The organism is Thermoflexus hugenholtzii JAD2 (assembly GCF_900187885.1).
In the GTDB taxonomy this organism is placed as follows: Bacteria; Chloroflexota; Anaerolineae; order Thermoflexales; family Thermoflexaceae; genus Thermoflexus; species Thermoflexus hugenholtzii.
In genome coordinates, this window is the sequence record NZ_FYEK01000075.1 from 18,746 (window position 1) to 42,744 (window position 23,999).

Genomic DNA, 23,999 nt, shown 5'->3' on the forward strand with positions numbered 1-23,999 from the left:
AGTGGGCCCGCGAAGCAGGAACGCCGTGGTGGCATTGAAACGGGAGAGATCCTGGCAGGGAAAGGAAGCCCAAGCCAGGAAGCAGGAACGCCGTGGTGGCATTGAAACGCGATCCACAACCGCTGTCCGGGGTGGATGTCCAGGAAGCAGGAACGCCGTGGTGGCATTGAAACATTTTTTCAGGAGCGCGGCGGCGTATTCTTCCGCAAGGAAGCAGGAACGCCGTGGTGGCATTGAAACGCCTCCGTTTTCAAGGAGGGTGTATGCTGGCGCGGCGAAGCAGGAACGCCGTGGTGGCATTGAAACCCTCCTTTTTTGGGTTTTGCCCGGCCTCCCCGGCCGGGGAAGCAGGAACGCCGTGGTGGCATTGAAACCGTGGGGATCTCCACGCCCGCGATCTCGATGCGCTCCTGAAGCAGGAACGCCGTGGTGGCATTGAAACGACTCTGGAAAAGCGCAACCCCAGCCGACTCCGACCGAAGCAGGAACGCCGTGGTGGCATTGAAACAACTGCGGCCGCCAGGATCCCGAAGACGACGGCCTCGAAGCAGGAACGCCGTGGTGGCATTGAAACTCGAAGATGTAATAATATGCGTGCGGGGCGCCATAGCGGAAGCAGGAACGCCGTGGTGGCATTGAAACACAGATCCTGCAGCCGCCGCAGGATCCGGCTGGCGGGGAAGCAGGAACGCCGTGGTGGCATTGAAACCTGGTCGTGGTGGAGAATGTCGCCGGCCTGCTGAAGGAAGCAGGAACGCCGTGGTGGCATTGAAACCAAGAAGTTCTCCCGAACCCACCCTTCCTCTTCCCTGAAGCAGGAACGCCGTGGTGGCATTGAAACGTCTTCTGGGTCGAGTTCCCACTCGATATGAACAAGAAGCAGGAACGCCGTGGTGGCATTGAAACCATAGAAGAAACCTCCGGTTGGTAGCCAACACGTGGGAAGCAGGAACGCCGTGGTGGCATTGAAACCACGCTCTTGATGGCGGCGGAGGAGGCGGCCCTCTGGAAGCAGGAACGCCGTGGTGGCATTGAAACGGAGGATTAAAGACAGAGACTTTCTCCCATCCTGAGTGAAGCAGGAACGCCGTGGTGGCATTGAAACCAAAGCTCAGGAAAGCCACCGCATCCCACGGGATGCGAAGCAGGAACGCCGTGGTGGCATTGAAACTATCCTGTTCAGGAGGTGGAAGCGGAAATGGAAACGAGAAGCAGGAACGCCGTGGTGGCATTGAAACCTTTTTATCACCAAAATCTTTTTGTTTTCGATCACTAGGAAGCAGGAACGCCGTGGTGGCATTGAAACGGTTGTAGATGTAGAGCGCCATATCCGCCATGCTCGCGAAGCAGGAACGCCGTGGTGGCATTGAAACACAACTTGGAAATCATCATCATTGGGCTTGAAGATCGAAGCAGGAACGCCGTGGTGGCATTGAAACCAGATCTCGATGCTCCCCTCGGAGTTGGAGACATAAGAAGCAGGAACGCCGTGGTGGCATTGAAACACCAGGTCCATCATTTGGGCTTCCTGTGGCTGGACGGGAAGCAGGAACGCCGTGGTGGCATTGAAACTATGCCACTCTCCCCCAGGTTGCGGTGGGCTCAATCCAGAAGCAGGAACGCCGTGGTGGCATTGAAACAAGGATGGAGGCCATCATGCCTCCGCCTCCTCGGCTCCGAAGCAGGAACGCCGTGGTGGCATTGAAACATTGGGCTCCGGAGGACCACGATGGCAGCCTCATCCGAAGCAGGAACGCCGTGGTGGCATTGAAGCCAACGATGGGGCGGGAAATCGTGTTTTCCCGCACCTGAAGCAGGAACGCCGTGGTGGCATTGAAACGCGATCCAGGCAGCCCGCAGGCGGGACCGGACCTCCGAAGCAGGAACGCCGTGGTGGCATTGAAACCGAGAATCAAAATAGAGATGCCCTCGGGGGAAAGGCGAAGCAGGAACGCCGTGGTGGCATTGAAACGGTGCACGTGAGGCAGGCCAAAGGATGGAAATTGATCGAAGCAGGAACGCCGTGGTGGCATTGAAACTCGCGGCGGCGGCGACGGTGGTGTAGAGATTAAAGATGAGAAGCAGGAACGCCGTGGTGGCATTGAAACGGCGGAGAAGATCCGGACGAGCCAGGGCCTCATGAACTGAGAAGCAGGAACGCCGTGGTGGCATTGAAACCTCAGATCGCATATCAGCGGGGAGGCCTTCGCGACCGAAGCAGGAACGCCGTGGTGGCATTGAAACGTAATACTCGTGGCCCTCTGGGGCAGAGGACTCATCGAAGCAGGAACGCCGTGGTGGCATTGAAACCCGGCCCGACCATTTCGGCCCCTTCGGGCCTCTTCAGGGAAGCAGGAACGCCGTGGTGGCATTGAAACAATTGCACGAGATCGTGGGGCGGCCTCCGGTCTGCCGCGAAGCAGGAACGCCGTGGTGGCATTGAAACACTCCTGGGGGCCCGAACAAAACGGCCCCAACGATTCGAAGCAGGAACGCCGTGGTGGCATTGAAACAGGAGGGTGGGCCACTCCCCCGGGCGGGAATTGAACGAAGCAGGAACGCCGTGGTGGCATTGAAACGGGCCCACCGGAGCTCCTCGTCCGGGATCTCGGGGACCGAAGCAGGAACGCCGTGGTGGCATTGAAACGGAGGTCATCGGGCTGCTCACGGCGGACGGCGCCCAGAAGCAGGAACGCCGTGGTGGCATTGAAACTGGACTGCAGATCGCTGTGCGCGGACAGGATAGCCAGGAAGCAGGAACGCCGTGGTGGCATTGAAACTCTTCAGTCCCCTTTGGCCAGGATGTGCGAATTGAACGAAGCAGGAATGCCTTGGTGGCATTGAAACTCTTCCCCCACCACGCTGACCGCTGTGCTCTCCACAACGAAGCAGGAACGCCGTGGTGGCATTGAAACGGCCGCCGGGGTCTCCATCGTCCACCTCCTTCTTGTGGAAGCAGGAACGCCGTGGTGGCATTGAAACGGCGGCGAAGGGGGCATAGGGCTGCCCGCTCGGATCCCGAAGCAGGAACGCCGTGGTGGCATTGAAACGGCGATGAGGTCGGTCATCGTGGCGCGCGGCATTGAGAAGCAGGAACGCCGTGGTGGCATTGAAACCGCGCTGCGTCGCGCTGGCCCGGGAAATCCGCTCCAGAAGCAGGAACGCCGTGGTGGCATTGAAACCTCGATTTCGGTGTTGTGCGCACGGACAAAACAAAAGAAAGCAGGAACGCCGTGGTGGCATTGAAACTCTGGATACGCGCAGACGTGTATCAAGTTGCGCACGAAGCAGGAACGCCGTGGTGGCATTGAAACAAGAAGGAAAAATAGCTCTGCCGCATGGCCACCTCCGGAAAGCAGGAACGCCGTGGTGGCATTGAAACCGTCTCGGGATGGAAGAAGCGTCCTCCCTCGGCCCGCAAAGCAGGAACGCCGTGGTGGCATTGAAACTGCTTTCCTCCTTTTGGGGGATCTCCCGGAGGATCTCAAAGCAGGAACGCCGTGGTGGCATTGAAACAGAGGCGTTATCCGCGAGCCCTGTGTCCAGGCTGGCAAGCAGGAACGCCGTGGTGGCATTGAAACTAATGCCTCGGGAAATTGATCGGGCCACCAGGGACAGGAAGCAGGAACGCCGTGGTGGCATTGAAACCCAGATCGGAGTGCTGGAGCAGCCACTCCTCACCAGAAGCAGGAACGCCGTGGTGGCATTGAAACGGATCCAGATCCACCGTGGCCGAATCCACCGTGGGCAGAAGCAGGAACGCCGTGGTGGCATTGAAACTACGGAAAAGCCGAACAGACCAGCGCTCCAAGGGGGGAAGCAGGAACGCCGTGGTGGCATTGAAACACGGAGACCCGGATCTCCGAGAGATGTCCGTAAAGGGGAAGCAGGAACGCCGTGGTGGCATTGAAACTCCTTCACCAAGGCAACGCGCGTGCCATGCAACACGAAGCAGGAACGCCGTGGTGGCATTGAAACAGCAAATCGTTCGCTTGGAGCTTCTCCCATAGCTCCGAAGCAGGAACGCCGTGGTGGCATTGAAACGTGTTTGCCAAAACCAGAATGGCTATCCCCTCCGGAGCGAAAGCAGGAACGCCGTGGTGGCATTGAAACCGCAGCGTCTGGACATCATCGAGGCGGTGGTGTCCAGGAAAGCAGGAACGCCGTGGTGGCATTGAAACATCGCCTCGCTCGCCTCCGAGTCCGGGGCGAACGAAAGAAAGCAGGAACGCCGTGGTGGCATTGAAACTCCCAGGGGGAATCGAGCCAGGAGGATCTCGTCGCCGGAAAGCAGGAACGCCGTGGTGGCATTGAAACGGGTGATGGAGGGCCAGGAAGGCCCACCGGACCCCGGGAAGCAGGAACGCCGTGGTGGCATTGAAACCAGGGAGCGTAGATGTGCATCCCATAGGCGATCTCCGGAAGCAGGAACGCCGTGGTGGCATTGAAACAATCTCCAGGCGGGCTTGCCGCCGGGCCCGCTTCTTGGAAGCAGGAACGCCGTGGTGGCATTGAAACCGGATAGAGTCCTCTCCACCCCCCGAGCAACCGATCGGGAAGCAGGAACGCCGTGGTGGCATTGAAACTGCCCTCGCCCGCTTCCTCAGCCGTCGAAGCCTGGACATTGCGGCACCACCGCAACGAGGGATCCCAAGGATCGGATAAAGGGAACCGCCAGAAAACTCAGGAGGAGTCCAATGGGCATCGTCCACTTCGCAGGGCTGGGATTATCACCGGGCGCTGTTACAGCCGGATTATCATACCTGAAGCACGAATACGCTCGAAAATACAAGGACATATACGGGGAGATTATCGAAGAGGTCGTGTTGTTCACCTCTACCGAAGTTGCCAACGGAGAAGTGAAAATGAAGCGCGGTGATGCTGAGCATAACGATTACATGAGTGTGAACGTCCGCTCAACCCGGGCGAGAGAAAAACCGAACATCGTGGAGGTTGTGACGGAGTTCATTAAGCGAGAGATCGGGGATGTAGAGATCTACTGATGAACGATACCAACATATCATCGAAGAGCTGAAAGCCGTCTATGATGAGGATTCATCCCGGTGGCTGACGAGCCGAGATCTGCTCGGGCGGCTGAAGAGCAAAGGCGTCCAGGACTTTCTGAAGATGGATGACAAAACCTTTCTCTTGGACTTCCTCCACGTTATGCAAGGGCGAGGCATCCAGCGAAAAGGCAAAGAGGATGCCATCCGACTCGATCCGGAGGTCGGACCCGCTATCCTCGCCATCCTTCGCTCGGATTACGTGCAAGCCCTGCTCGGGAGAACAATTCCGAGCAAGGAGCAAATCGAGGGGTGGACTAAAGATCTGAATCTTAAGAAGCTCTGAGCCTATCCATATGATGCGTGACACGGCGCCTGCATCCGTCCGCCTGCTTGCGAATGGGGCCATGGTCCTCTGGATGTGGGGGGTGATCACTTCCGCCCTTTGCGGGAGCCTCGTCCTTACGCTCATCCTTCTGCCGGTCTCGCCGGCCGATCTGGAATCCCCCCAGACCTTCCGCGCTCGAGTGGACCTCCGTCCCCTCCTGGAAACTTTCCTTGCGCTCCCCATCGGGATCCTTCTCCACGAGCTCACCCACCTCTTCGCCTTCCGCGCCCTCGGCTATCAGGCATTCTTCGACGAATTCCTCCTCCTGCTCCGGATCCCCCTCAGCGTCTATGTCCCCGGCCCGATTCGCCGAGAACATTACATCCTCGGCCTCTGCGCCCCCGCCGCCGTAGCTTTCCCGATCTTCGCCGCCGGATGGATCGCCCTCCTCCTCGCCCGTGCCCTCCCCAGTCCCCTTCGCCTCCTTGTGCTCGCCGCCGCCATCTCCGCCGCCAGCGCTTGCGACGACATCGGCCGCTCCTTCGCCCTGCTCCGCCGCCCCCACTGGACCCTCTTAGAGGACGCCCCTTCTCATCCCTCCTGCCGCCCGGTGGGCTCGCCCACCTGGTGGACCGCCGATCCCACCGCCCGCCCCACCCACCCGCTCCGGCGGATCGGCATCGGACTTCTCTTCCATAGCACCGCGTTCGCCCTTAGCGTCCTCTTGACCCTCCTCATCACTGGCATCGCCTACTGGATCCTCCACTGAGTCAGAGCGTTCTTGCCATCATGCGGCGCCTATGCTATACAATTGCACAGTCTAACCGCCTTGATTCGGAAACGTCGAATCGCTGCGGAACGGAGCCACTTCGTGGGAGGACGCCGATGAGACCAAGGATCACCCGACGCCGTTTCCTCGGGCTCGCCGCGGGCGCCCTCGCCTTCTCCATCGCCCCCGCGTCCCGGGCCGATAGGCCCTCTCCCCCCTGCCGCAGCCCCTTCCGCATCGGCCTGGGGGAGGACCCAGCGCGCCTGCTCGACGGCGACGACCCCGAAGCCCCACCGGTCTGGAACGCCCTCCGCCCCGACATCGCCTGCGCTTGGCTCAACGGCTACCAGGACGGCCCCGCCGTCCGCGGGGATCTCTCTTACTTCCGCCACTGGCATCGCGCCGGACGCTTCGCCCGATGGGGCGCGCAGGGCATCGAGCTGATGATCATCACATAGGAAAACTACGACGGCCAGAACCCCTATTATGGCCCGCCCACCTTCGGGAACTACCACATCTCCGAACAGTTCCTCCGGGACCTGGAGGAGCTGGCTGTCATGCTCGCCGACTACCCCCAGACCGTGTATTTCGTCCTGGCCACCGAGTTCTCCACCTACCCCGCCTGCCGTTACGATCTTTCCTGCCGCAACCCCCTGGCCTACTCGGATCGCTACAACGCGATCACCCGGGAATACTACGATCGCCTGATCCCCCACCTCCTGGAGGCCTTCGCCGTCGTTCGGCGCCGCTGCCCCTGGGCCCAGGTGGGCCTCGGCTTCGGCGGCTGGCTGGCCACCTTCGATGTGAACACGCCCGAGGAGAAGGCAGGGCGCAGCTTCATCCGGATCTTCGACCCGGTGATCCACGCCTCGGACTGGATCTTCTTCCAGAGCATGATCGGGCGGCGAGCCCATGAAAACGAGGGACTGGGCAACCCCGATCAGATCCGGATGAACGTGGAGTTCTTTCAAGGCTACGGCAAACCCATCGGGCTGGCCCACTATAACCCCGGCCTCCCTTACGCCGAGCGGCTGGACGTGATGCAGGAGGACCTGCTGCGCATGATGGATCCAGACTGGCTGAACACGATACGCGGCCAGGGCCTGCGGCTGTTCGCCTTCATGCGCTACGGGCCGATGAAGGGGAACGGCTACGGGGTCCTGGATCTGGCCGCCGCTTTCGCTGGGCAGTTTCGAGGGGCTCCCACCTGCCTCTATCTTCCGCTGATCCTGAGATCCCCCTGATCCGCCGCTCATCGGGAGGAGCACATGCGCTGCTGCGCCCTGACCCGATCCCTCTGGGTCTTCCTCCTCAGCCTATGCGCCGCCTGCGCGATCCCCGCGCCACTGCCGACGACGGGATCGCCGGCCGCCACGGTCACCTTCGAGCCGGATCCCACCCCCCACCCCAACCCCGATCGCGGGTTCGCGGCGGACAGCTCCTATCCTGACGAGCCCGTCCTGGACGCATGGGGCAAGATCGCCCAGGCAGAGGCCCAGGGGATCCACATCCGTTTGATCCGGCGCACTTATTACCTGCACGCATATGCGAGCCAGGAGACCCTGCCCCCCTCGCTGCTCGCCACAGTGGCCCAGGATCTCTCCGCCGCCCGCGAGGCGGGGGTCCGGCTGATCCTCCGCTTCGCCTATCGGCCCGAGGAGAACAGCGAGACGGTCGCCTACTGCGATCCGCCCCTGGAGCGCGTCCTGAGCCACCTCGCCCAGCTGGGGCCGATCCTGCGGGCCGGGCGGGGGGCCATCGCCTACCTGGAGGCGGGCCTGATCGGCCCATGGGGGGAGTGGCACTCCGCCAGCCCCGAGGCGGCCCTCCTGGATCCCTTGCCCGGCTACTCGGAGGGGCCACAGCCGCCATGCGGCCGGGCCAACTACGACCGCAAGCTGCCCAACTACAAAACCCTTCAGATCGTGGAAGCCCTTTTGAACGAGGTCCCCGGGCGCCGGGTGGCGGTGCGCCATCCGATGGCCAAGGCCAAGCTGCTGGAGCTGGCCGCCGGCGGAGAGGAGGGCTCTTACCCCAGCCTTTTCGAACCCCTCACCGCTGCGGAGGCACACCGGGACACCCTCAAGGCCCGCCTCGGGGGGCACAATGACTGCTTCCTGGCCTCGCCGGACGACAACGGAACTTACTTCTACACGCCGGGTCCGCAGCAGGAGCGGGAGAAGGAATACTGGAGCCAGGACAACCGCTACACGGTGATGGGCGGCGAGACGTGCACGCCCGCCCCCTATATCCCCGCCGGGGAAGATCCCGCCGCCTATGTGTATGCGCAGTTCCGGCGCTTCCGCTTCAACAACCTGAACCTCCACTATCATCCGGGCTTCATCGGCTGGCTGGCCGCTCAACCCTTCGGCGACGGCACCCTCCTCGAAGCCCTGGAACGGGACCTGGGCTACCGGCTGCATCTGCGCCGGGCCACCCTCCTCCCGGAGCGAGCCCCCGCCGGCTCCGCCCTGCAGGTGACCCTCGAGCTGGAGAACCTGGGCTTCGGAAGCCTCTACAACCCCAAGACCCTCACTCTGGTGTTCCGGGGAGAAGATGGCACGCGGGTGGAGCGGGTCCTGGAGGAGGCCTTCTACGGGCCGGCGCCGGAGGAAGGGCCAGCGGTTTACACTTACACCGTGTCGGCTCCCACCGAAGCGGGGCGTTACGATCTCTATCTGAAGATCTCCGACCCCGACGTCCCAGAGGACATCCGCTATCACGTCCGGCTGGCCACCCGAACGGCTTACGAGGAGGGGATGCACGCGCTGAACCTCGCCCTCGAAGTCGTGGGATCTAGGATCTTTCTCCCGTTCATTTTGCGCGACCTTCACGGGCCGTAGCACGGCGCCATCCCGGGGGATCGACCCGAACCTCACCGAGGGCCCTTGCCATAATAGGGCAAAAGGACGTCATGCTGCCCGCATCCGCAGCTCGGTCCAGGGCCAAGATCTTCTCTCAGCGCCCCGCCTCATCCGTAGACTTGATCCAGGAGATCCCCGCGCTCCACATTGCGGCTCGTATCCTCGGCGTGCCTCAATCCGGCTCCAGCTGGGATGTCCGCTGGCTGGGCGCCGCCGTCGGCTGGCTGGAGGGCAGCGCCTTCCCGACCTGGGCGGGCAACACCGTGCTGGCCGGCCACGTGTGGAACGCCGATAACACCCCGGGGGTGTTCGCTTCGCTCCGGGAGCTCCGACGCGGGCATCTCGTTCACATCCACGCCTTCGGTCGCACCTATGTCTATGAGGTCCGTGAGAACAAGGTGATCGAAGGACCCGACGCCGCCGGAGAGGTCTTCCGACACGAGGAGGAGGACTGGATCACCCTTCTGACCTGTGAGGGCTATGATCCCCTCACCGGTCGTTATCGCTCCTACCGCATCGTGCGGGCGGTGCGGGTGGAGGTGAAATAGCTCGAGGGCGCGCGCCGGCACGGAGAGAGGGGCGGCCGCCGGGGGCGAAGGCCCTGCGACTTCCCCGGCTGCCCTCCGGATGCCAACCGCCGGGCGTCAGGGCCCGGCGTGGCCGATGGAGGATGGGGGGATCGACGGCGTGCCGCGCCCCTTGAGCCCTCGAGAATTCATCCCAACCCCCGGATCCACTCGCGGAAGGCCCGCCAGGCCTCCGCGCTCGCTTTATGGCCTCCCGGGTATTCCACGCAGGTGGTCCGGGCGCCCAGGGCCTGCAATCGGGCGCACAGGGCCCGCGCTTGGGCGATGGGCACCAGGGAATCCGCCCGGCCGTGGGCGATGAAGACGGCCTTGCCGGCCAGCGAAGGCGCCACCCCAGCCTCCGGGACATCAGGGAGGAACCCGCTGAAGATGGCCAGGCCGGTCACGAGGTCCGGCGTTTGCAACGTGAGGAGAGCCGCCATCGCGCCCCCCTGGCTGAACCCCACGACCACCCGATGGGGAGCGCCCCGCGCCTCCTGTTGAAGCAGCTCCTCGATCCGGCCTCGCAGCGCCCTCAAGCTCTCCTGCACCATCCGGGGATCCGGCCGGCCGTCCGCCTGCGGGATCCACCAGGCGTAGCCGCCGCCCGGCAACGGATAAGGGGCCCGGAGGCGGACGGTCCGCCAGCCGGGCCCGAAGGCCGTCTCAAAGACCGCCATTGAGGTCTCATCACCGCCCCAGCCGTGCAGGAGCACCGCCAGGGAAGCGCCCCTCCCTTCGTGAAGACCTGTCATACGCAGAAGCCCCCATCCCAACACCGTAGGAGCGGCTTCCGCCGCGACCTTGCACTGAGGAGCTTCCGCCGCGACCCCTGCGTCTTCGAAGACCGGGGTTCGGGGCTGAAGCCCCTCCTACAGACTCCATTAAGGCCCTTGGGGGTCCCGCCCCTGCAATAGGTAGGGGCGCAACGGCGCTGCGCCCCTACCCCATGGTCGTGCCTTTTTCGGAAGGGCACGCCCGGAGGATCCCCCTGGGCCGCCAGGCCCATCTTTCTTCCACGCACCGCTCGAGCCCCATGTAGGGCGGCGCTCACGCGGCAGCCCGCTCGAAGACCAGCCGGCCGTCCCGCAGATCCACCCGGATGGTATCGCCCTCCCGGAAGGTCCCCTTGAGGATCTCCATGGCCAGCGGATCGGCCAGCTCCCGCTGGATGGCCCGCTTCAGCGGCCGGGCGCCATAGACCGGGTCGTAGCCCACCGTGGCCAGATACTGCTTGGCCTCCTCGGTGACCTCCAGCGCCATGCGCCGCTCGGCGAGCATCGCCCGCAGCCGCCGCAGCTGGATGTCCACGATCTGCCGCAGGTGCTCCATCGACAGCGGATGGAAGATCACGATCTCATCGATCCGGTTCAGGAACTCGGGCCGGAAGTGTTGGTCCAGGGCGCTGAGGACCAGCTGGCGCATCTTGCGTTCATCCTGCCCGGCCAGCTCCTTGATCCACTGGCTGCCGATGTTGCTGGTCATAATGATAATCGTGTTCTTGAAGTCCACGGTGCGGCCCTTGCCGTCGGTGAGCCGGCCCTCGTCGAAGACCTGCAGCAGCACGTTGAAGACCTCGGGGTGGGCCTTCTCGATCTCGTCGAAGAGCACCACGGTATAAGGCCGGCGCCGCACGGCCTCGGTGAGCTGGCCGCCCTCCTCGTAGCCCACGTAACCGGGCGGGGCGCCGATGAGGCGGCTGACGGTATGCTTCTCCTGGTATTCGCTCATGTCGATGCGGACCATGGCCCGCTCGTCGTTGAAGAGGGCCTCGGCCAGGGCCTTGGCCAGCTCGGTCTTGCCCACGCCCGTGGGGCCCAGGAAGAGGAAGACCCCGATGGGCCGGTTGGGATCCTTCAGTCCGGCCCGGGCCCGCCGCACGGCGTTGGCCACCGCCCGCACCGCCTCGTCCTGACCCACCACCCGCTCGTGAAGCCGCTCCTCCAGATGCAGAAGCTTCTCGGTCTCCCCCTCCATCAGGCGGACCACCGGGATGCCGGTCCAGGCGGCCACCACCCGGGCCACGTCCTCGGCGTCCACCTCCTCCTTGAGCAACCGCTTGCCGCGGCTGAGGGCGTTGAGCTCCTCCTCCGCCGCCCGCAGCTGCCGCTCCAAATCCGGCAGCACGCCGTAGCGCAGGCGGGCGGCCTCCTCGTAATCCAGCCGGCGCTCGGCCATCTCGATCTGATGCTGGGTCTGCTGGATCTGCTCCTTGATCTGGCGGACCTTCTGGATGACCGCCTTCTCCCGCTCCCACTGGATGCGCAACGCGTCCGCCTTCTCCCGCAGCTCGGCGATCTCCCGCTCGATGGCCGCCAGGCGCTCCCGGCTGGCCTCGTCCCGCTCCTTCTTCAGGGCCTCCCGCTCGATCTCCAGCTGCAGAATGCGGCGGTCCAGCTCGTCCAGCTCCGTCGGCTTGGAGTCCATCTCCATGCGCAGGCGGGCCGCCGCCTCGTCGATCAGATCAATGGCCTTGTCCGGCAGCCGGCGGTCCGGGATGTAGCGATGGCTCAGGGTCGCGGCGGCGATCACCGCCGCGTCGGTGATGCGCACGCCGTGATGGACCTCGTAGCGCTCCTTGAGCCCGCGCAGGATGCTGATGGTCTCCTCCACCGAAGGCTCATCCACATAGACCGGCTGGAAGCGACGCTCCAGGGCCGGGTCCTTCTCAATATACTGGCGATACTCGTCCAGGGTGGTGGCGCCGATGCAGTGGAGCTCGCCGCGGGCCAGCATCGGCTTAAGGATGTTGGCGGCGTCCATGGGAGCCCCTTCGGCCCGGCCGGCCCCCACCACCGTGTGGATCTCGTCGATGAAGAGGATGATCTCGCCCTGGGCGTCGGTGACCTCCTTGAGGACCGCCTTCAGGCGCTCCTCGAACTCGCCCCGGTATTTGGCCCCGGCCACCAGGGCGCCCATGTCCAGCTGCACGAGGCGCTTGTTCTTCAGGCCCTCGGGGACGTCGCCGCGGACGATGCGTTGGGCCAGGCCCTCCACGATCGCGGTCTTACCCACGCCGGCGTCGCCCACCAGCACCGGGTTGTTCTTGGTCCGGCGGGAGAGGATCTGGATCACGCGACGGATCTCCTCATCGCGCCCGATGACCGGGTCCAGCTTCCCCGCCCGGGCCAGGGCGGTGAGATCCCGCCCGTATTTCTCCAGGGCCTGATAGGTGGCCTCCGGCGTGGGGGAGGTCACCCGATGGGCGCCGCGGACGGCGGCCAGGGCGCGCATAAGGGCGTCGCGGGTCAGCCCGTGGCGCCGCAGCACCGCCCCGGCCGTCCCATCCACCCGGTCGGCCATGGCCAGGAGCAGGTGCTCCGTGCTGACGTATTCATCGCGCATGGCCTGGGCCTCCCGCTCCGCCTGACGCAGCGTCTCGGCGGCGGCGCGGGAGAGACCCACCTCGCCCGCGCCGTACACCTTGGGCCGACCGGCGAGGTATCGCTCCAGATCTTCGATCATGAGCTGAGGATCGGCTCCCGCCTTGCGCACCACCTGCGGCACCACTCCGTCGGACTGACGGAGCAAGGAGAGCAGCAGGTGCTCGTTCTCAATGGCGGGATGCCGGTATTCCTCCGCCAGCCGCTGCGCCTCCAGAAGGGCCTCTTGCGCTTTCTCCGTATACCGGTTCAGGTTCATCGGTCCTCCTCCTCGTCCCTTAACGCATCCCTGCAATCCGGCCCTTAGCTTAACGGACGGCCGTCAGAAAGAAATAAGAGGGAGATTAGTGGCGGATTAGCAGAGGCCGAAAACGCCTCCCCGAGGGCAGGGATCCCCCGAAGCCCCTGTCCGAAGAGATGCGTGACATTGTTCACAACCTATCCCGTGAAAATCGTCACTAAAAGAAGGCGGGGGGATCCTTTAAGATGCAGGAGGGAAACCTGAATTCGAAACAGGAGGGGCGGAATGATCCCGCATCTGCCGGGGGATGAGCTGGTCATTGAGCGGAAGATCCGCACACGCCTGCTTCCGGTTCTCCCCGCTGAGCGCCCCCCCGAGATCCGCCGCCTGGATTTCGAAGAGGTTCGGATCGGCTACGATGAGACCACCGCCCGGCTGGAAGCCGCCCGCTGCCTCCACTGTCCGGATCCGGCCCCGTGCATCCAAGCGTGCCCTCTGCATAACGACATCCCCACGGCGCTGTGGCTGATCGAGCACGGGGATTTCCTGCGGGCGGCCCAGGTGTTCCGTCAGACCTCCTTCCTCTCGGAGATCTGCGGAAGGGTTTGCCCGCCTCAGACGTGCCGCAACTCGTGCACCCTCTCCGCCTACGGCAAGCCGATCCAGATCACCCCCCTGGAGGCCTTCGTGGCCGACTACCAGCGCCGGGCGGGCGCGCTGATCCTCCATCGGGCGCCGCCCACCGGCCGGCGGGCCGCGGTGGTGGGCTCCGGCCCGGCCGGGCTCACCGTGGCCGAGTTCCTGGCCCGCCAGGGCCACGCGGTGACGGTCTTCGAGGCCATGCCGAAGCCCGGCGGCCTCCTCCGCTACGGCATCCCTTCCTTCAAACTGCCCAAGGCCATCGTGGATCAGAAGATCGCCGACCTGGAGCAGCTGGGCGTCCGCTTCATCACCGGGGTTCGCATCGGGAAGGACCTGACCCTGGATGATCTGTTCGCCCAGGGCTACCAGGCGATCTTCCTCGGCATCGGAACGTGGCGGCCGGTGGAGCCGGACTGGGAGGGAGCGGAACTGGAGGGGGTGTATCCGGCCCTGGAGTTCCTGATGCGCGCCAACCTGCCGCCCGAAGATCTCCCCCCCGGCAAACAGGAGCCCCCCCGGGTGGGCCATCGAGTCGCTGTCATCGGGGGCGGCGACACCGCCATGGACTGCGCCCGCACGGCGCTGCGCTGGGGTGCGCAGGAGGTGGTCGTGTATTACCGACGCACCGAGGCGGAGATGCCCGGAAACCGGGAGGAGCGCAAGAAAGCACGGGAGGAAGGCGTCCGCTTCGAGTTCCTCGTGGCCCCCGTCCGCTTCATCGGGGAAGAGGGCCGGCTGGTGGCCATCGAGTTCATCCGGATGACTCTGGGGGAGCCGGATGCCAGCGGCCGCCGGCGCCCGGTGCCCATCCCCGGCTCGAACTTCACTGTGCCGGTGGACACCGCTGTCCTCGCCCTGGGCTTCCGGCCAGATCCCACGGTGGCCCAGACGACGAGCGGCCTGCAAGTCTCCCGGTCCGGCCTCATCGTGACGGACGAAGCGGGCCGGACCTCCCGGCCGGGGGTCTTCGCGGCGGGGGATGGGGTGACGGGACCGGATTTGGTGGTGACCGCCTCCGCAGCCGCCATGCGGGCTGCCCGGGCGATGCACGAATACCTGATGGCCCAGCCGCCGGCGACCGAGCGGGAAGTTTCCCTCCTCGCCGAGCCCGTGTCGGCGTAAAACCCATTGCGATGGTAACTCAAAGGAACGCCGATCCGCGCCGGTGCCCCGACGTCTTCAGGCGGCTTCGCGCCTCAGCCCCAGGAAGGCAGCGACGGCGATCCCTTCCATCAGGAGCGCAAAGGCGATCACCCCTCCCAAGGAGAGCTCGTAAATCGCCCCCATCGCGGCGCTGCCCAGGAACCAGGCCAGCCCGTAGATCCCGTTGAAGATCCCGTAGGCGGTGCCTCGCTCCTCCCGCGCCACCAGCGAGGGGATCGCCGCCCGCATGATCGTCTCCTGCCCGCCGATCACCGCCCCCCACAGGGCCATCCCCAGAAGGAGCAGCAGGGCGTATCCGGAGAACACCAGCGGGGCCGCCAGGGCGCTGAAGAGGGGGATCCCGATCAGAACCCCCAGGCCCAGGCGATCGTAGAGGGCCCCAAAGGCCAGGCCGGCGGCCGCGTCCACCAGCATGGCCGCGGCGAAGAGAGCGGGGATGGCGGGATCCGGCAACAAGCCGGAGCGCTTAAGATGGAAGGAAAGCAGCTGGAAGTGAACCAGCCCGGCCACGCTGAAGGCCACGAAAACCAGATAGCGCCGGAACCGAGGATGAGCGATCCCCGCGGGGATCGCCCCCTTCGGATTGTCCACGATCGCCTCCAGCCGCTGGGGGACCGGATACAGGGCGCGGGCGGCGATCAGGAAGGCCAGGGTGATCAGGGCCGGGAGGGCGAGGACCCCAAAGGCCAGGTCGTAACGTCCGCTGAGCTGCAGGATCAGAGCCATCAGCAGCGGCCCTCCCACCGCGCCGATTTGATCCAGGGCCTCGTGGAGGCCGAAGCCTTTCCCGGGGCCCACCTCCTGGGCCGCGTGGGAGAGCATCGTGTCGCGGGCCGGGGTGCGGATCGCCTTCCCCAGCCGCTCGAGGAGGACGAGGAGGGCCGCCGCGGGCCACGCTCGGGTCAGAGCCAGCAAGGGGACGGCCAGAACGCTCATGGCATAGCCCGCGAAGGTGAGCCCCCAGGGCCGGCGCAGCCGGTCCGCCAGGTAACCCGAGAGCGGGCGCAGGCCGTAGCTCAGCAGCTCCCCGACGCCGCCGAGGGCCCCCACCAGGGCGGCGCTGGCCCCCAGCATGGCCAGATACGGCCCGATGAGGCTGCGGGCGCTCTCATAGGTGACATCGGCCATCAGGCTCACCAGGCCGAGGAGCACGATGAACCGCCACGCCTCCCGGGATCGGTCGCTCATGATGCCGCCTCCGAGGGTGGAAGGACAGCGTGTTCCGCCTCGCCGCTCTCCGTCCAGAAACGCTCCAGGTCGGAGAGGGCGCGCCGGGCGTAGGCCAGGGCCCGCGCCCGCTTGTCCCGCACCGGCCGCTCCAGGGGCGGCAGCAGCCCGAAGTTGGCCTTCATCGGCTGGAAATCCCGCGGGTCCGCCCGGGCCAAGTAATCGCACAGCGCTCCGATCATCGTGGTGACCGGGAAGACGAGGGGAGGCTTCCCCCGCAGCAGGCGGGCGGCGTTCACCCCCGCCACCAGCCCAGTGGCGATGTTGCCCACATAGCCCTCCGCCCCCGTGATCTGACCGGCGAAGAACAGGTCCGGGCGTCCCCGGAACTGCATGGTCGGCTCTAGCAGGGCCGGCGCGTTGATGTAGGTGTTCCGGTGCATCTGACCGTAGCGCAGGAACTCCGCGTTCTGCAGCCCCGGGATCATCCGGAACACCCGCCGCTGCTCCGGCCACTTCAGGTTGGTCTGGAACCCCACCATGCTATACATCGTCCCCGCCCGGTTGTCCCGCCGCAGCTGGACCACCGCATAGGGCATCCGGCCCGTCCGGGGATCGATCAGGCCAGTGGGCCGCAACGGCCCGTAGGCCAGAGCGTCCCGCCCCCGCCTGGCCAGCACCTCGATGGGCAGACAGGCCTCGAAAAACCGCGGGTCCTCTTTCTCGAAGTCCCGCAGCTCAATGGTCTCCGCTTGGATCAGGGCCTCCACAAAGGCCTCGTATTCCTCCTTCGTCATCGGACAGTTGAGGTAATCCCCCTCGGGATCCTGGCCCCGGCCGTAGCGGGAGCCCCGGAAGCAGATGGACATGTCAATCGAATCGGCGGCCACGATGGGGGAGATGGCATCATAGAAGTAAAGATACTCCTGACCGGTCAGGCGCTGGATCGCAGCGGCCAGCGCGTCCGAGGTCAGCGGCCCGCTGGCGATAATACACGGGCGATCCGGGATCTCCGTCACCTCCTCCCGGATGACCGTGATCAAGGGATGACGTTCGATGTGCTCGGTGACGCAGCGGGCGAACAGCTCCCGATCCACCGCCAGGGCCTTCCCGGCGGGCACGGCGGTGCGATCGGCGCAGGCCATCAACAGCGAGCCCAGGCGGCGCAGCTCCGCCTTGAGCAACCCTGAGGCGTTCTCCCGCTCATCCGACCCCAGGGAGTTCGAGCAGATGATCTCCGCCAGCCAGGGGGTGGTGTGGGCCGGCGTGAAGCGCCGGGGCCGCATCTCATACAGGGCAACGCGGACCCCGCGCTGGGCCGCCTGCCAGGCCGCCTCCGAGCCCGCCAGCCCCCCACCGATGACGATCAGCTCCGGCTCCACGGTTTCCCCCTCTTCCCCTCAGAGATCCGAAGCGAACATCGCCTCCCCATATGTTATCACGGCTTGCGGAGGACCCCCTCCTTTTGTAAGGCAACTACTCGCAGTTGCCCTACGATTTGGGGACAAACCCCCCAGGGATCCCCCCTTTGACATCCTCTCCGGCCTGGCCTATACTAAAAGCGAAGATGCCATGAGGGAGCCTCCCTTGCGGGCAGGAACCTGCATGTTCCGGCGCATCCGAACGGCACGCGGCCTGCGGGCTGGCGTGCCGTTTTGTTTTCTAACGGGCATGCGAGAAGAGATCAGGCCTGCAAGGCAGGAACCGAAATCCCATCCCGATCAGGAGGTCCAATGGTGGACTCGGCGCTGATCAGCAAGATCGAGAAGGCCCGGCGTTACGCGGAGGAGCGGGATCGCTTCCGCTTCCTCTCGTTCTCGGTCACCGTCCGCGGCGAGAACGACACCCACCACGTCCGTTACCACGAAGGGAACTGGTCCTGCGATTGCGATTTCTTCCGCCATCGTGGGACCTGCGCCCACACCATGGCCCTGGAGCGGGTGCTGGAGGGAATGCTGTAACCGGTCCCATGCCCCCTTCCGATCCGCCTGCGGGCCGGGATGGGAGCGAGCCCCCCGGGCCGGCTATCATCCTTATGGGGAGTGTTTCCTCCCCGGATTTCAGAGGATGCCGGAGGGTGGATCGATGGCGCAGGAGGTCGGCCCGAGGGGACGAGCCGGAGGCTCCCGCTGGGAGACGGCGCGGGAGGTGGTGGTGCTGGCGGCCACCCTGGCCAGCTTCCTGGCCAGCGTCTGGCTGCTCCGGCGCCCGGCCCCCGCGCCCATCCGGATCATCCCGCCCCCGACCCCGGCCCCGACCCTGACCCCCACCCCGAAGTGGATCCAGGTCTACCTGACCGGCGCGGTGCAGGCGCCCGGGGTCTACACCGTCCCGCAAGGGCTTCGGATCTGGATGCTTCTGGAGCAGGCAGGGGGGGCCCTGCCGTCGGCGGACCTGGAGCGGGTGAACCTGGCAGCGCCCCTTATGGATGGCATGCATCTGCACATCCCCCGGCGAGGAGAGGAGGCCTCGGCGTCGCCCACGCCGGGGCCTCTTCTGGACCTCAACACAGCCTCGGTGGAGGAGCTGGACCGGCTGCCGGGCATCGGGCCGCGGGCGGCCCAGGCCATCGTGGATTACCGGCTCAAGCACGGCCCCTTCCGCCGGGTGGAGGATCTCCTCAACGTCCCCGGGATCGGCCCGGCCACCCTGGAGCGCATCCGCCCGTGGGTGACGGTCTCCCCCGCGCCGTAACGGGATCTCTCAGCTCCCGCGCAGGCTGGATCGCTTTCAAACCACCAGGACAACGGTCTGCAGCAAAGCCTCGAACCCGACGTCCCGGTGGCAACGGGGATCGTTTCTGAAGGCTGAACCCATCATCGGTACGGAGCTCTACGGCCCCGGCAACTTCCACTACATCACCGCGCCCGGCACCCTGGTGGAAATCCCCCTGGGAGTGGTCACACCCCCCCTCACCCTCACCCTCTCCCTCCACGCCCGCATCCAACAACCCGGCGAATGGCAGGTCACCGCCCTCTTCTGGCTCTCCCCCGTCCGCTTCTATCCCATCTCCCAAAACGGCATCATCATTTGGCCTCGCCCCATAGACGCAGCCAGCCTTCTCGGCTGGAGCACCCCTGCGCGCGCCTGGTGGGCCGACTTCGACACCCTCTGGTGGCGCGCCTTCGATTTGGGCCAACGCATGTGCAGGGCGGCCGCGCCTTGCGCCGTGCGGCTGCCTGCGGATCCCTTGCGCACCCTGCTGGGCGTGCCTCCCGAGGCCGAAGGCCAGCCCCTCTGGCCCCGTCGCACCTTCACCCTCGAAGGCCAGCTCTGGACATGCCTCATCGGCACCCTCGAACGCTGTCAGACCGATGCCTGGGAGCGCCTCCACCCCTCCACCCCCTGGGCGCCCCCCACCCCCGAATCTGAACGCGAACCCCAGCGCGGCTTCCCCCAGCTCACCCTCTCCGGCCGTGTCGCCTATGAGGCAAGGGCTTTCCGATCCATCGATCGGGAACAAAAGAACACAATCCGCCGCCCTGTAGCCCATGCCCGGGTGACCCTGGAATACACCCTCTGCCCCCATCCACCCTTCAGGTCTCGGTGCTGGCCCGCGCGGATTGAAGGGCACACTGATGCCGCAGGGGCCTACACCCTGACCCTGATCTATAACTGAAAACAGTTTCACTACAAAGATTTGCAGCTCTACGTGTGGACCGAGGAGGGTCCGTCGGCGGGAAACGCCCCCATCACCGTGCGCCAGGGGACGCTTGTTCCCTCTCTGGGCCCGGTCTGGTTTGCCCAACGCCCTGTCCCCCGCCCCCGGATCGGACACCGCGAGAGGATGGAGGAGCAAACACCGCCTTCTTTATCTTTGATATCCTCACCCATGCCTACACCACTGCCCGACAGAACCAACGCCATCAACGAGCTGGCCGTGGCCGCTGTCCTCTGGGATCTCTATGCTGATGGTGCCGAACCCTGGGACCGCCTTGCCGACGGCCTCGCCGGGATCTTCTCGGTCACCGCCAGCCTCGATGTGCCCACTTTTGGCCTTCTCGACTTCCAAGAATGGCCGGCGGTGGATGCCTTCTGGGCGGCCTGGAAGGCCTGGCGGCCGGAGACGATCTGCGAGGCGGGACGGATCTTCACCGCCCATTTCATCCCCCACGGGCCCTACTCGTTAACGGTGCACGCCGCCCCTCCGGAGGGCGGAGCCGCCCGGGTGGTGGCCGGCCGAGCCTGCGCCGATGGCGCTTACCCGGAAGGAGAGGAGGTGCGCCTGCAGGCCCAACCCCGGCCCGGCTGGGCCTTCGCCGGCTGGATCGGCGCCGACGCCACCGACCCTGACGACATAGCGGTGGTCACCATGACCAATCCCGGGTCATCACCGCCACCTTCCGGCTCCTCCCCACGCCCACCCCAACTCCCTCCCCTCCTCCTACCGGCCGTGTGCGGGTGACCGAGCTACGGTTCACCCATGACACCTCTTACTCGATGCCGTCTCCTCAGGTTTCCGGGGAAGGGTTCTCACTGGTTGAAATCAATCCGCAATACTTTGAGTTGGGCTCCTGTGCCCTTGGCCGGACATGCGTGCTCTACCGATACCAGCGGGCCGATCCCATCACCGCTTCCCCAACCGTCGATCTCTATCTGCAGTGGTCCTGGAACCCGGCCACGATCTCCGACATAGGCGCCCAGGAGCCCTGGGTGAAGATCATCGCCTTCGGCGGGCGCTGGGACCCAACCATCGGCTACTTCATCGTGGATCCCACCTTCCAGGGAGTGATCTCCGGAACCGTGGCGGCATGGGGTTGGGGCTCCACCACCCGTGTGGATGGCCGTTACCGTCGGATCATCCTGGAGCTCAACCAGGGGATCGGCCAGGGGGTGGAGCTTTGCGCTGAATGGGGCGGCCTGGCGGATCAGGGGATCCAGGTCATCTGCCCGATCTACGGGACCACCATCGAGGGCACCTACGCAGGGTCCTTCACATGGGGAGGGTCTGTCGAAGTCTGGAGGAAGCTGCGGGTCGGGACCGATAACCCGGCCTCTGTGGAGGCGGCCAGTTCGATCCGCATCGCCTACGGCCGCTCCAGCCCCCCGCCCCCGCCGCCTACCCCCACGCCCATTCCGATCCCAACGCCCGGAGGGTGAGGGGGAGAAGGGGCCGAAATTCATTTCGGCCTACAAACCGAGAGCCAAGGGTCGGGTCGCTATGAGGGGTGCAGAGCTGCCAGCATGTCCTCAATCAGGTTCTCGTCGGTGAACATCCCTTTCTCCAGCACGGCATACGCCTGCTGGCGCAGGCGGGCCCGCTCCTCCGGGGCCAGGCTCCGGGCGGTGATCACCAGGACCGGGATGCGACGCAGCCGTTCATCCGCCTTCAGGGCCTCCAGCACGGCGAAGCCGTCCATCCCCGGCATCATCAGATCCAGGAGGATCACATCGGGAGGATCCCTGCGGATCCGCTCCAGCGCCTCATCGCCTCGATCCACCGCCTCCACGTAGAAGGTCCCCCGGGATTGCAGGATCCGCCGGATCAGCCGCACCGCGTCCGGGTCGTCGTCCACGATCAGCACCCGCCGGCTGCGCGGGTCCAGCTGGTCCAGGGCGATGAGGAACCCCTCCGAGGGGGCCGCGGGAGCTTCCAGCGTGTAAACCCATCCTTCCCCTAAGGCGAACTTCTCCACGGGGAAGGTGTGCCCGGAGGCGTTGATGACCACCGTCTCCTCCGGCCGGATGTGACCGGAGGCGATCAGCTTGAAGGCCCCGGCGAAGGCCGCCGCCGCCGCTGGCTCCATGGAGAGGCCTTCCATCTTGGCCAGCAGATGCATCGCCCGGTAGGTCTCCTCATCGCTCACCGTCTCCATGGCCCCCCCGGTCTCCTGAACGATGCGGCGCAGCACCGGGTAAGCCGGGCCGGGGTCACCGGTGGCCAGGGTGGCGATGCGGGTGCGCGGGGTGCGGACCACCCGGGCCTGCTCCAGGCCCAGGCGGAACGATTCCACAATGGGCGCGCAGCCCTCCGCCTGGATCACCCCGATGCGGGGGATCCGGTCCACCAGGCCCATGGCCCTCAGCTCCTGGAACCCTTTCCACACGCCGATGGGCCCCATCCCACCGCTCACCGCCTGGATATACCAGTCCGGCGCCCGCCAGCCCAGCTGCTCGGCGATCTCGAAGGCGATGGTCTTCATGCTCTCGCGGGCGGCCAGGCTCCGGATCCCCCGATCCAGGAACAGCCCGCGTCGCTCGGCGAACTGGGCCGCCACCTGCTTGGTCTGGTCGTAGGTCCCGGTCACCTTGATGACCTCCGCCCCGTATAGGGCGACCTCCCGCATCTTGTCGGCGGGGGCCGAGCTCACCAGGAAGGCCCACAGCTGGATGCCGGCCCGGGCGCAGTAGGCGGCATACGAGATCGCCACGTTCCCGGTGGAGGCGACCACCATCTCCTGCAGGCCCGCCTCCCGGGCCACGGAGATGGCCAGGGAGGCCTGTCGGTCCTTAAAGGAGCCCGTGGGGTTCTGGCGCTCGTCTTTGATGTAGAGGCGAGGCCGGCCCAGCATCAGCCCCAGGTTCTCCGCCCGCAGCAGCGGCGTGCCCCCCTCCTCCATTGTCACGATGTGAAGATCCTGGCGCAGGGGGAGGAGCTCCCGGTAGCGCCACATGGTGAAGGGACGGTGGCGGAGCAGCCGATCCCACCGCTGGCGGACGGCCTCCAGGTCGTAGATCACGTCCAGCCAGTCGCCTCCGCAGCGCGGACAGCGGACCTCAAAGCGAAGGTAAGGCCACTGATGGCTACAGGCCGCGCAGCGCAACCACATCCCGGAGATCCTCCTGCTCGAGGCCGAGGGCCCGTCGGATGTGCAGGTCGAAGGGCGGATAAAGGATCCCCTTTTCGGTGATGATGCCGGTGATGTAACGGGCGGGGGTGACATCGAAGGCGGGGTTGGCCGCCCGGGCCCCTCGGGGCGCGATGGGCACCCCCTCGATCTCCAGCACCTCCCGCTCATCCCGCTCCTCGATGGGGATGGCGTCGCCGTTGGGGGTGTTCGGATCGATGGTGGAGGTGGGGGCCACCACATAGAAGGGGATCCCATGCTCCCGGGCCAGGACCGCCAGGGTGTAGGTGCCGACCTTGTTGGCCACGTCGCCGTTGGCGGCGATGCGGTCCGCCCCTACCAGGACGATGTTCACTTTCCCCTTGCGCATGAAGTAGCCGGCGGCCCCGTCGGCGATCACGGTGAAGGGGATGCCCAGCTGCAGCAACTCCCAGGCGGTCAGCCGGGCGCCCTGCAGGCGCGGGCGAGTTTCATCCACCAGCACGTGGATGCGCTTGCCCTGTTCGTGGGCGGTGCGGATCACTCCCAGAGCCGTGCCGTAATCCACCGTGGCCAGGGCCCCCGTGTTGCAGTGATGCAGGATGGTGTCGCCGTCCCGGATGAGGGTCGCTCCATACTGTCCCATCCGACGGTTGGTCTCCACGTCCTCCTCGGCGATCCGGATGGCCTCGGCCACCAGCGCCTCGCGCACGGCCTGGGGATCCTCCAGCCCCTCGTCCGCGGCCCGGCGGAGCATCCGATCCACCGCCCAGAACAGGTTCACCGCGGTGGGGCGGGAGGCCTTCAGCAACCGGGCCGCCGCTTCCAGGTCCCGCAGCAACGCCGCGCGGTCTGAGGCAGGGCTGCGGAGGGCCGCCAGGGCCATCCCGAAGGCGGCCGCGGCGCCGATGGCCGGGGCCCCCCGGACGGCCATCGTGCGGATGGCCTCGGCGACGGCCTCGGGGGTCTCGCACTCCAGGATGACCATCTCATGGGGCAACCGCCGTTGATCGATCAGCCGCAGGACGCCGTCGTGCCATTCCACGCTGCGCATGCAGAGCCTCCGATCGCGATGGAGGTTGAGAACGCGCGATCCGTCCTGTGC

At 65.8% G+C, this 23,999-nt stretch carries 18 protein-coding genes and 1 CRISPR repeat array (1 of these 19 cut by a window edge); of the genes, 12 read left to right on the forward strand and 6 right to left on the reverse strand.

Annotated elements, in window-relative coordinates:
- Positions 1 to 4,586: direct repeats of the CRISPR family, unit length 30 nt; unit sequence GAAGCAGGAACGCCGTGGTGGCATTGAAAC (it extends 124 nt beyond the left edge of the window).
- Positions 4,587 to 4,697: 111 nt separating this feature from the next.
- The 6 genes from CFB18_RS13505 to CFB18_RS13535 all read left to right on the forward strand — a co-directional run bounded on the left by CFB18_RS13505 (position 4,698) and on the right by CFB18_RS13535 (position 9,512).
- Entirely contained in the window at positions 4,698 to 5,003 is a 306-nt protein-coding gene (locus CFB18_RS13505) for a hypothetical protein (protein ID WP_088572326.1), read from the forward strand.
- A 407-nt stretch (positions 5,004 to 5,410) separates the two neighbouring features.
- Entirely contained in the window at positions 5,411 to 6,100 is a 690-nt protein-coding gene (locus CFB18_RS13515; protein ID WP_159461766.1) for a metalloprotease family protein, read from the forward strand.
- Between the two features lie 116 nt (positions 6,101 to 6,216).
- Positions 6,217 to 6,558 carry a hypothetical protein gene (locus CFB18_RS13520; RefSeq protein WP_088572329.1) on the forward strand — a complete coding sequence of 114 codons (342 nt, stop codon included), beginning with the start codon at positions 6,217 to 6,219 and terminating at the stop codon, positions 6,556 to 6,558.
- Positions 6,559 to 6,657: 99 nt separating this feature from the next.
- Positions 6,658 to 7,344, forward strand: a complete 687-nt coding sequence (locus tag CFB18_RS13525; RefSeq protein WP_088572330.1) for a hypothetical protein — start codon at positions 6,658 to 6,660, stop codon at positions 7,342 to 7,344.
- A 24-nt stretch (positions 7,345 to 7,368) separates the two neighbouring features.
- Entirely contained in the window at positions 7,369 to 8,943 is a 1,575-nt protein-coding gene (locus tag CFB18_RS13530; RefSeq protein WP_088572331.1) for a DUF4832 domain-containing protein, read from the forward strand.
- A gap of 71 nt (positions 8,944 to 9,014) precedes the next feature.
- Positions 9,015 to 9,512 (forward strand): sortase, encoded by a 498-nt coding sequence (locus CFB18_RS13535; protein ID WP_088572332.1) that lies wholly within the window; start codon positions 9,015 to 9,017, stop codon positions 9,510 to 9,512.
- A 167-nt stretch (positions 9,513 to 9,679) separates the two neighbouring features.
- Here the strand turns inward: CFB18_RS13535 and CFB18_RS13540 are convergent, their stop codons facing one another.
- Together CFB18_RS13540 and clpB are read right to left on the reverse strand one after the other, a co-directional pair.
- Positions 9,680 to 10,285, reverse strand: coding sequence for an alpha/beta hydrolase (locus tag CFB18_RS13540; RefSeq protein WP_088572333.1), 606 nt, complete (start codon positions 10,283 to 10,285; stop codon positions 9,680 to 9,682).
- 295 nt (positions 10,286 to 10,580) lie between these two features.
- Positions 10,581 to 13,172, reverse strand: a complete 2,592-nt coding sequence (gene clpB / locus CFB18_RS13545) for an ATP-dependent chaperone ClpB (RefSeq protein ID WP_088572334.1) — start codon at positions 13,170 to 13,172, stop codon at positions 10,581 to 10,583.
- Between the two features lie 267 nt (positions 13,173 to 13,439).
- Here clpB and CFB18_RS13550 point away from each other — a divergent pair, with 267 nt between their 5' ends.
- Entirely contained in the window at positions 13,440 to 14,918 is a 1,479-nt protein-coding gene (locus tag CFB18_RS13550) for an NAD(P)-dependent oxidoreductase (protein WP_200808230.1), read from the forward strand.
- A gap of 57 nt (positions 14,919 to 14,975) precedes the next feature.
- Here CFB18_RS13550 and CFB18_RS13555 read toward each other — a convergent pair whose 3' ends face one another.
- Both CFB18_RS13555 and trmFO read right to left on the reverse strand, forming a co-directional pair.
- On the reverse strand, positions 14,976 to 16,148 hold the full coding sequence (locus CFB18_RS13555; protein ID WP_088572335.1) for an MFS transporter: 1,173 nt from the start codon (positions 16,146 to 16,148) through the stop codon (positions 14,976 to 14,978).
- Positions 16,145 to 17,509 (reverse strand): methylenetetrahydrofolate--tRNA-(uracil(54)-C(5))-methyltransferase (FADH(2)-oxidizing) TrmFO, encoded by a 1,365-nt coding sequence (gene trmFO / locus CFB18_RS13560; protein ID WP_088572336.1) that lies wholly within the window; start codon positions 17,507 to 17,509, stop codon positions 16,145 to 16,147. The genes CFB18_RS13555 and trmFO overlap by 4 nt, the downstream gene beginning before the upstream one ends.
- Before the next feature lie 351 nt (positions 17,510 to 17,860).
- Here trmFO and CFB18_RS13565 point away from each other — a divergent pair, with 351 nt between their 5' ends.
- The 5 genes from CFB18_RS13565 to CFB18_RS13585 all read left to right on the forward strand — a co-directional run bounded on the left by CFB18_RS13565 (position 17,861) and on the right by CFB18_RS13585 (position 21,227).
- Positions 17,861 to 18,088, forward strand: coding sequence for a hypothetical protein (locus tag CFB18_RS13565; protein ID WP_273095584.1), 228 nt, complete (start codon positions 17,861 to 17,863; stop codon positions 18,086 to 18,088).
- Positions 18,089 to 18,212: 124 nt separating this feature from the next.
- On the forward strand, positions 18,213 to 18,821 hold the full coding sequence (locus CFB18_RS13570) for a ComEA family DNA-binding protein (RefSeq protein ID WP_088572337.1): 609 nt from the start codon (positions 18,213 to 18,215) through the stop codon (positions 18,819 to 18,821).
- Between the two features lie 184 nt (positions 18,822 to 19,005).
- The gene (locus CFB18_RS13575; RefSeq protein ID WP_143597625.1) at positions 19,006 to 19,746 is read left to right on the forward strand and encodes a hypothetical protein; all 741 of its coding nucleotides are present in this window, start codon (positions 19,006 to 19,008) and stop codon (positions 19,744 to 19,746) included.
- Between the two features lie 213 nt (positions 19,747 to 19,959).
- A complete protein-coding gene (locus CFB18_RS13580) occupies positions 19,960 to 20,532 on the forward strand; it encodes an InlB B-repeat-containing protein (RefSeq protein ID WP_143597626.1) in 573 nt (190 codons plus the stop codon).
- A gap of 131 nt (positions 20,533 to 20,663) precedes the next feature.
- Positions 20,664 to 21,227 carry a hypothetical protein gene (locus CFB18_RS13585; RefSeq protein ID WP_088572340.1) on the forward strand — a complete coding sequence of 188 codons (564 nt, stop codon included), beginning with the start codon at positions 20,664 to 20,666 and terminating at the stop codon, positions 21,225 to 21,227.
- Between the two features lie 59 nt (positions 21,228 to 21,286).
- Here the strand turns inward: CFB18_RS13585 and thrC are convergent, their stop codons facing one another.
- Positions 21,287 to 22,897: a threonine synthase gene (gene thrC / locus CFB18_RS13590; RefSeq protein WP_088572341.1), complete on the reverse strand. Its 1,611-nt coding sequence runs from the start codon at positions 22,895 to 22,897 to the stop codon at positions 21,287 to 21,289.
- Positions 22,872 to 23,948: an S-methyl-5-thioribose-1-phosphate isomerase gene (gene mtnA, locus CFB18_RS13595; protein ID WP_088572342.1), complete on the reverse strand. Its 1,077-nt coding sequence runs from the start codon at positions 23,946 to 23,948 to the stop codon at positions 22,872 to 22,874. The genes thrC and mtnA overlap by 26 nt, the downstream gene beginning before the upstream one ends.
- Positions 23,949 to 23,999: the final 51 nt, after the last annotated feature.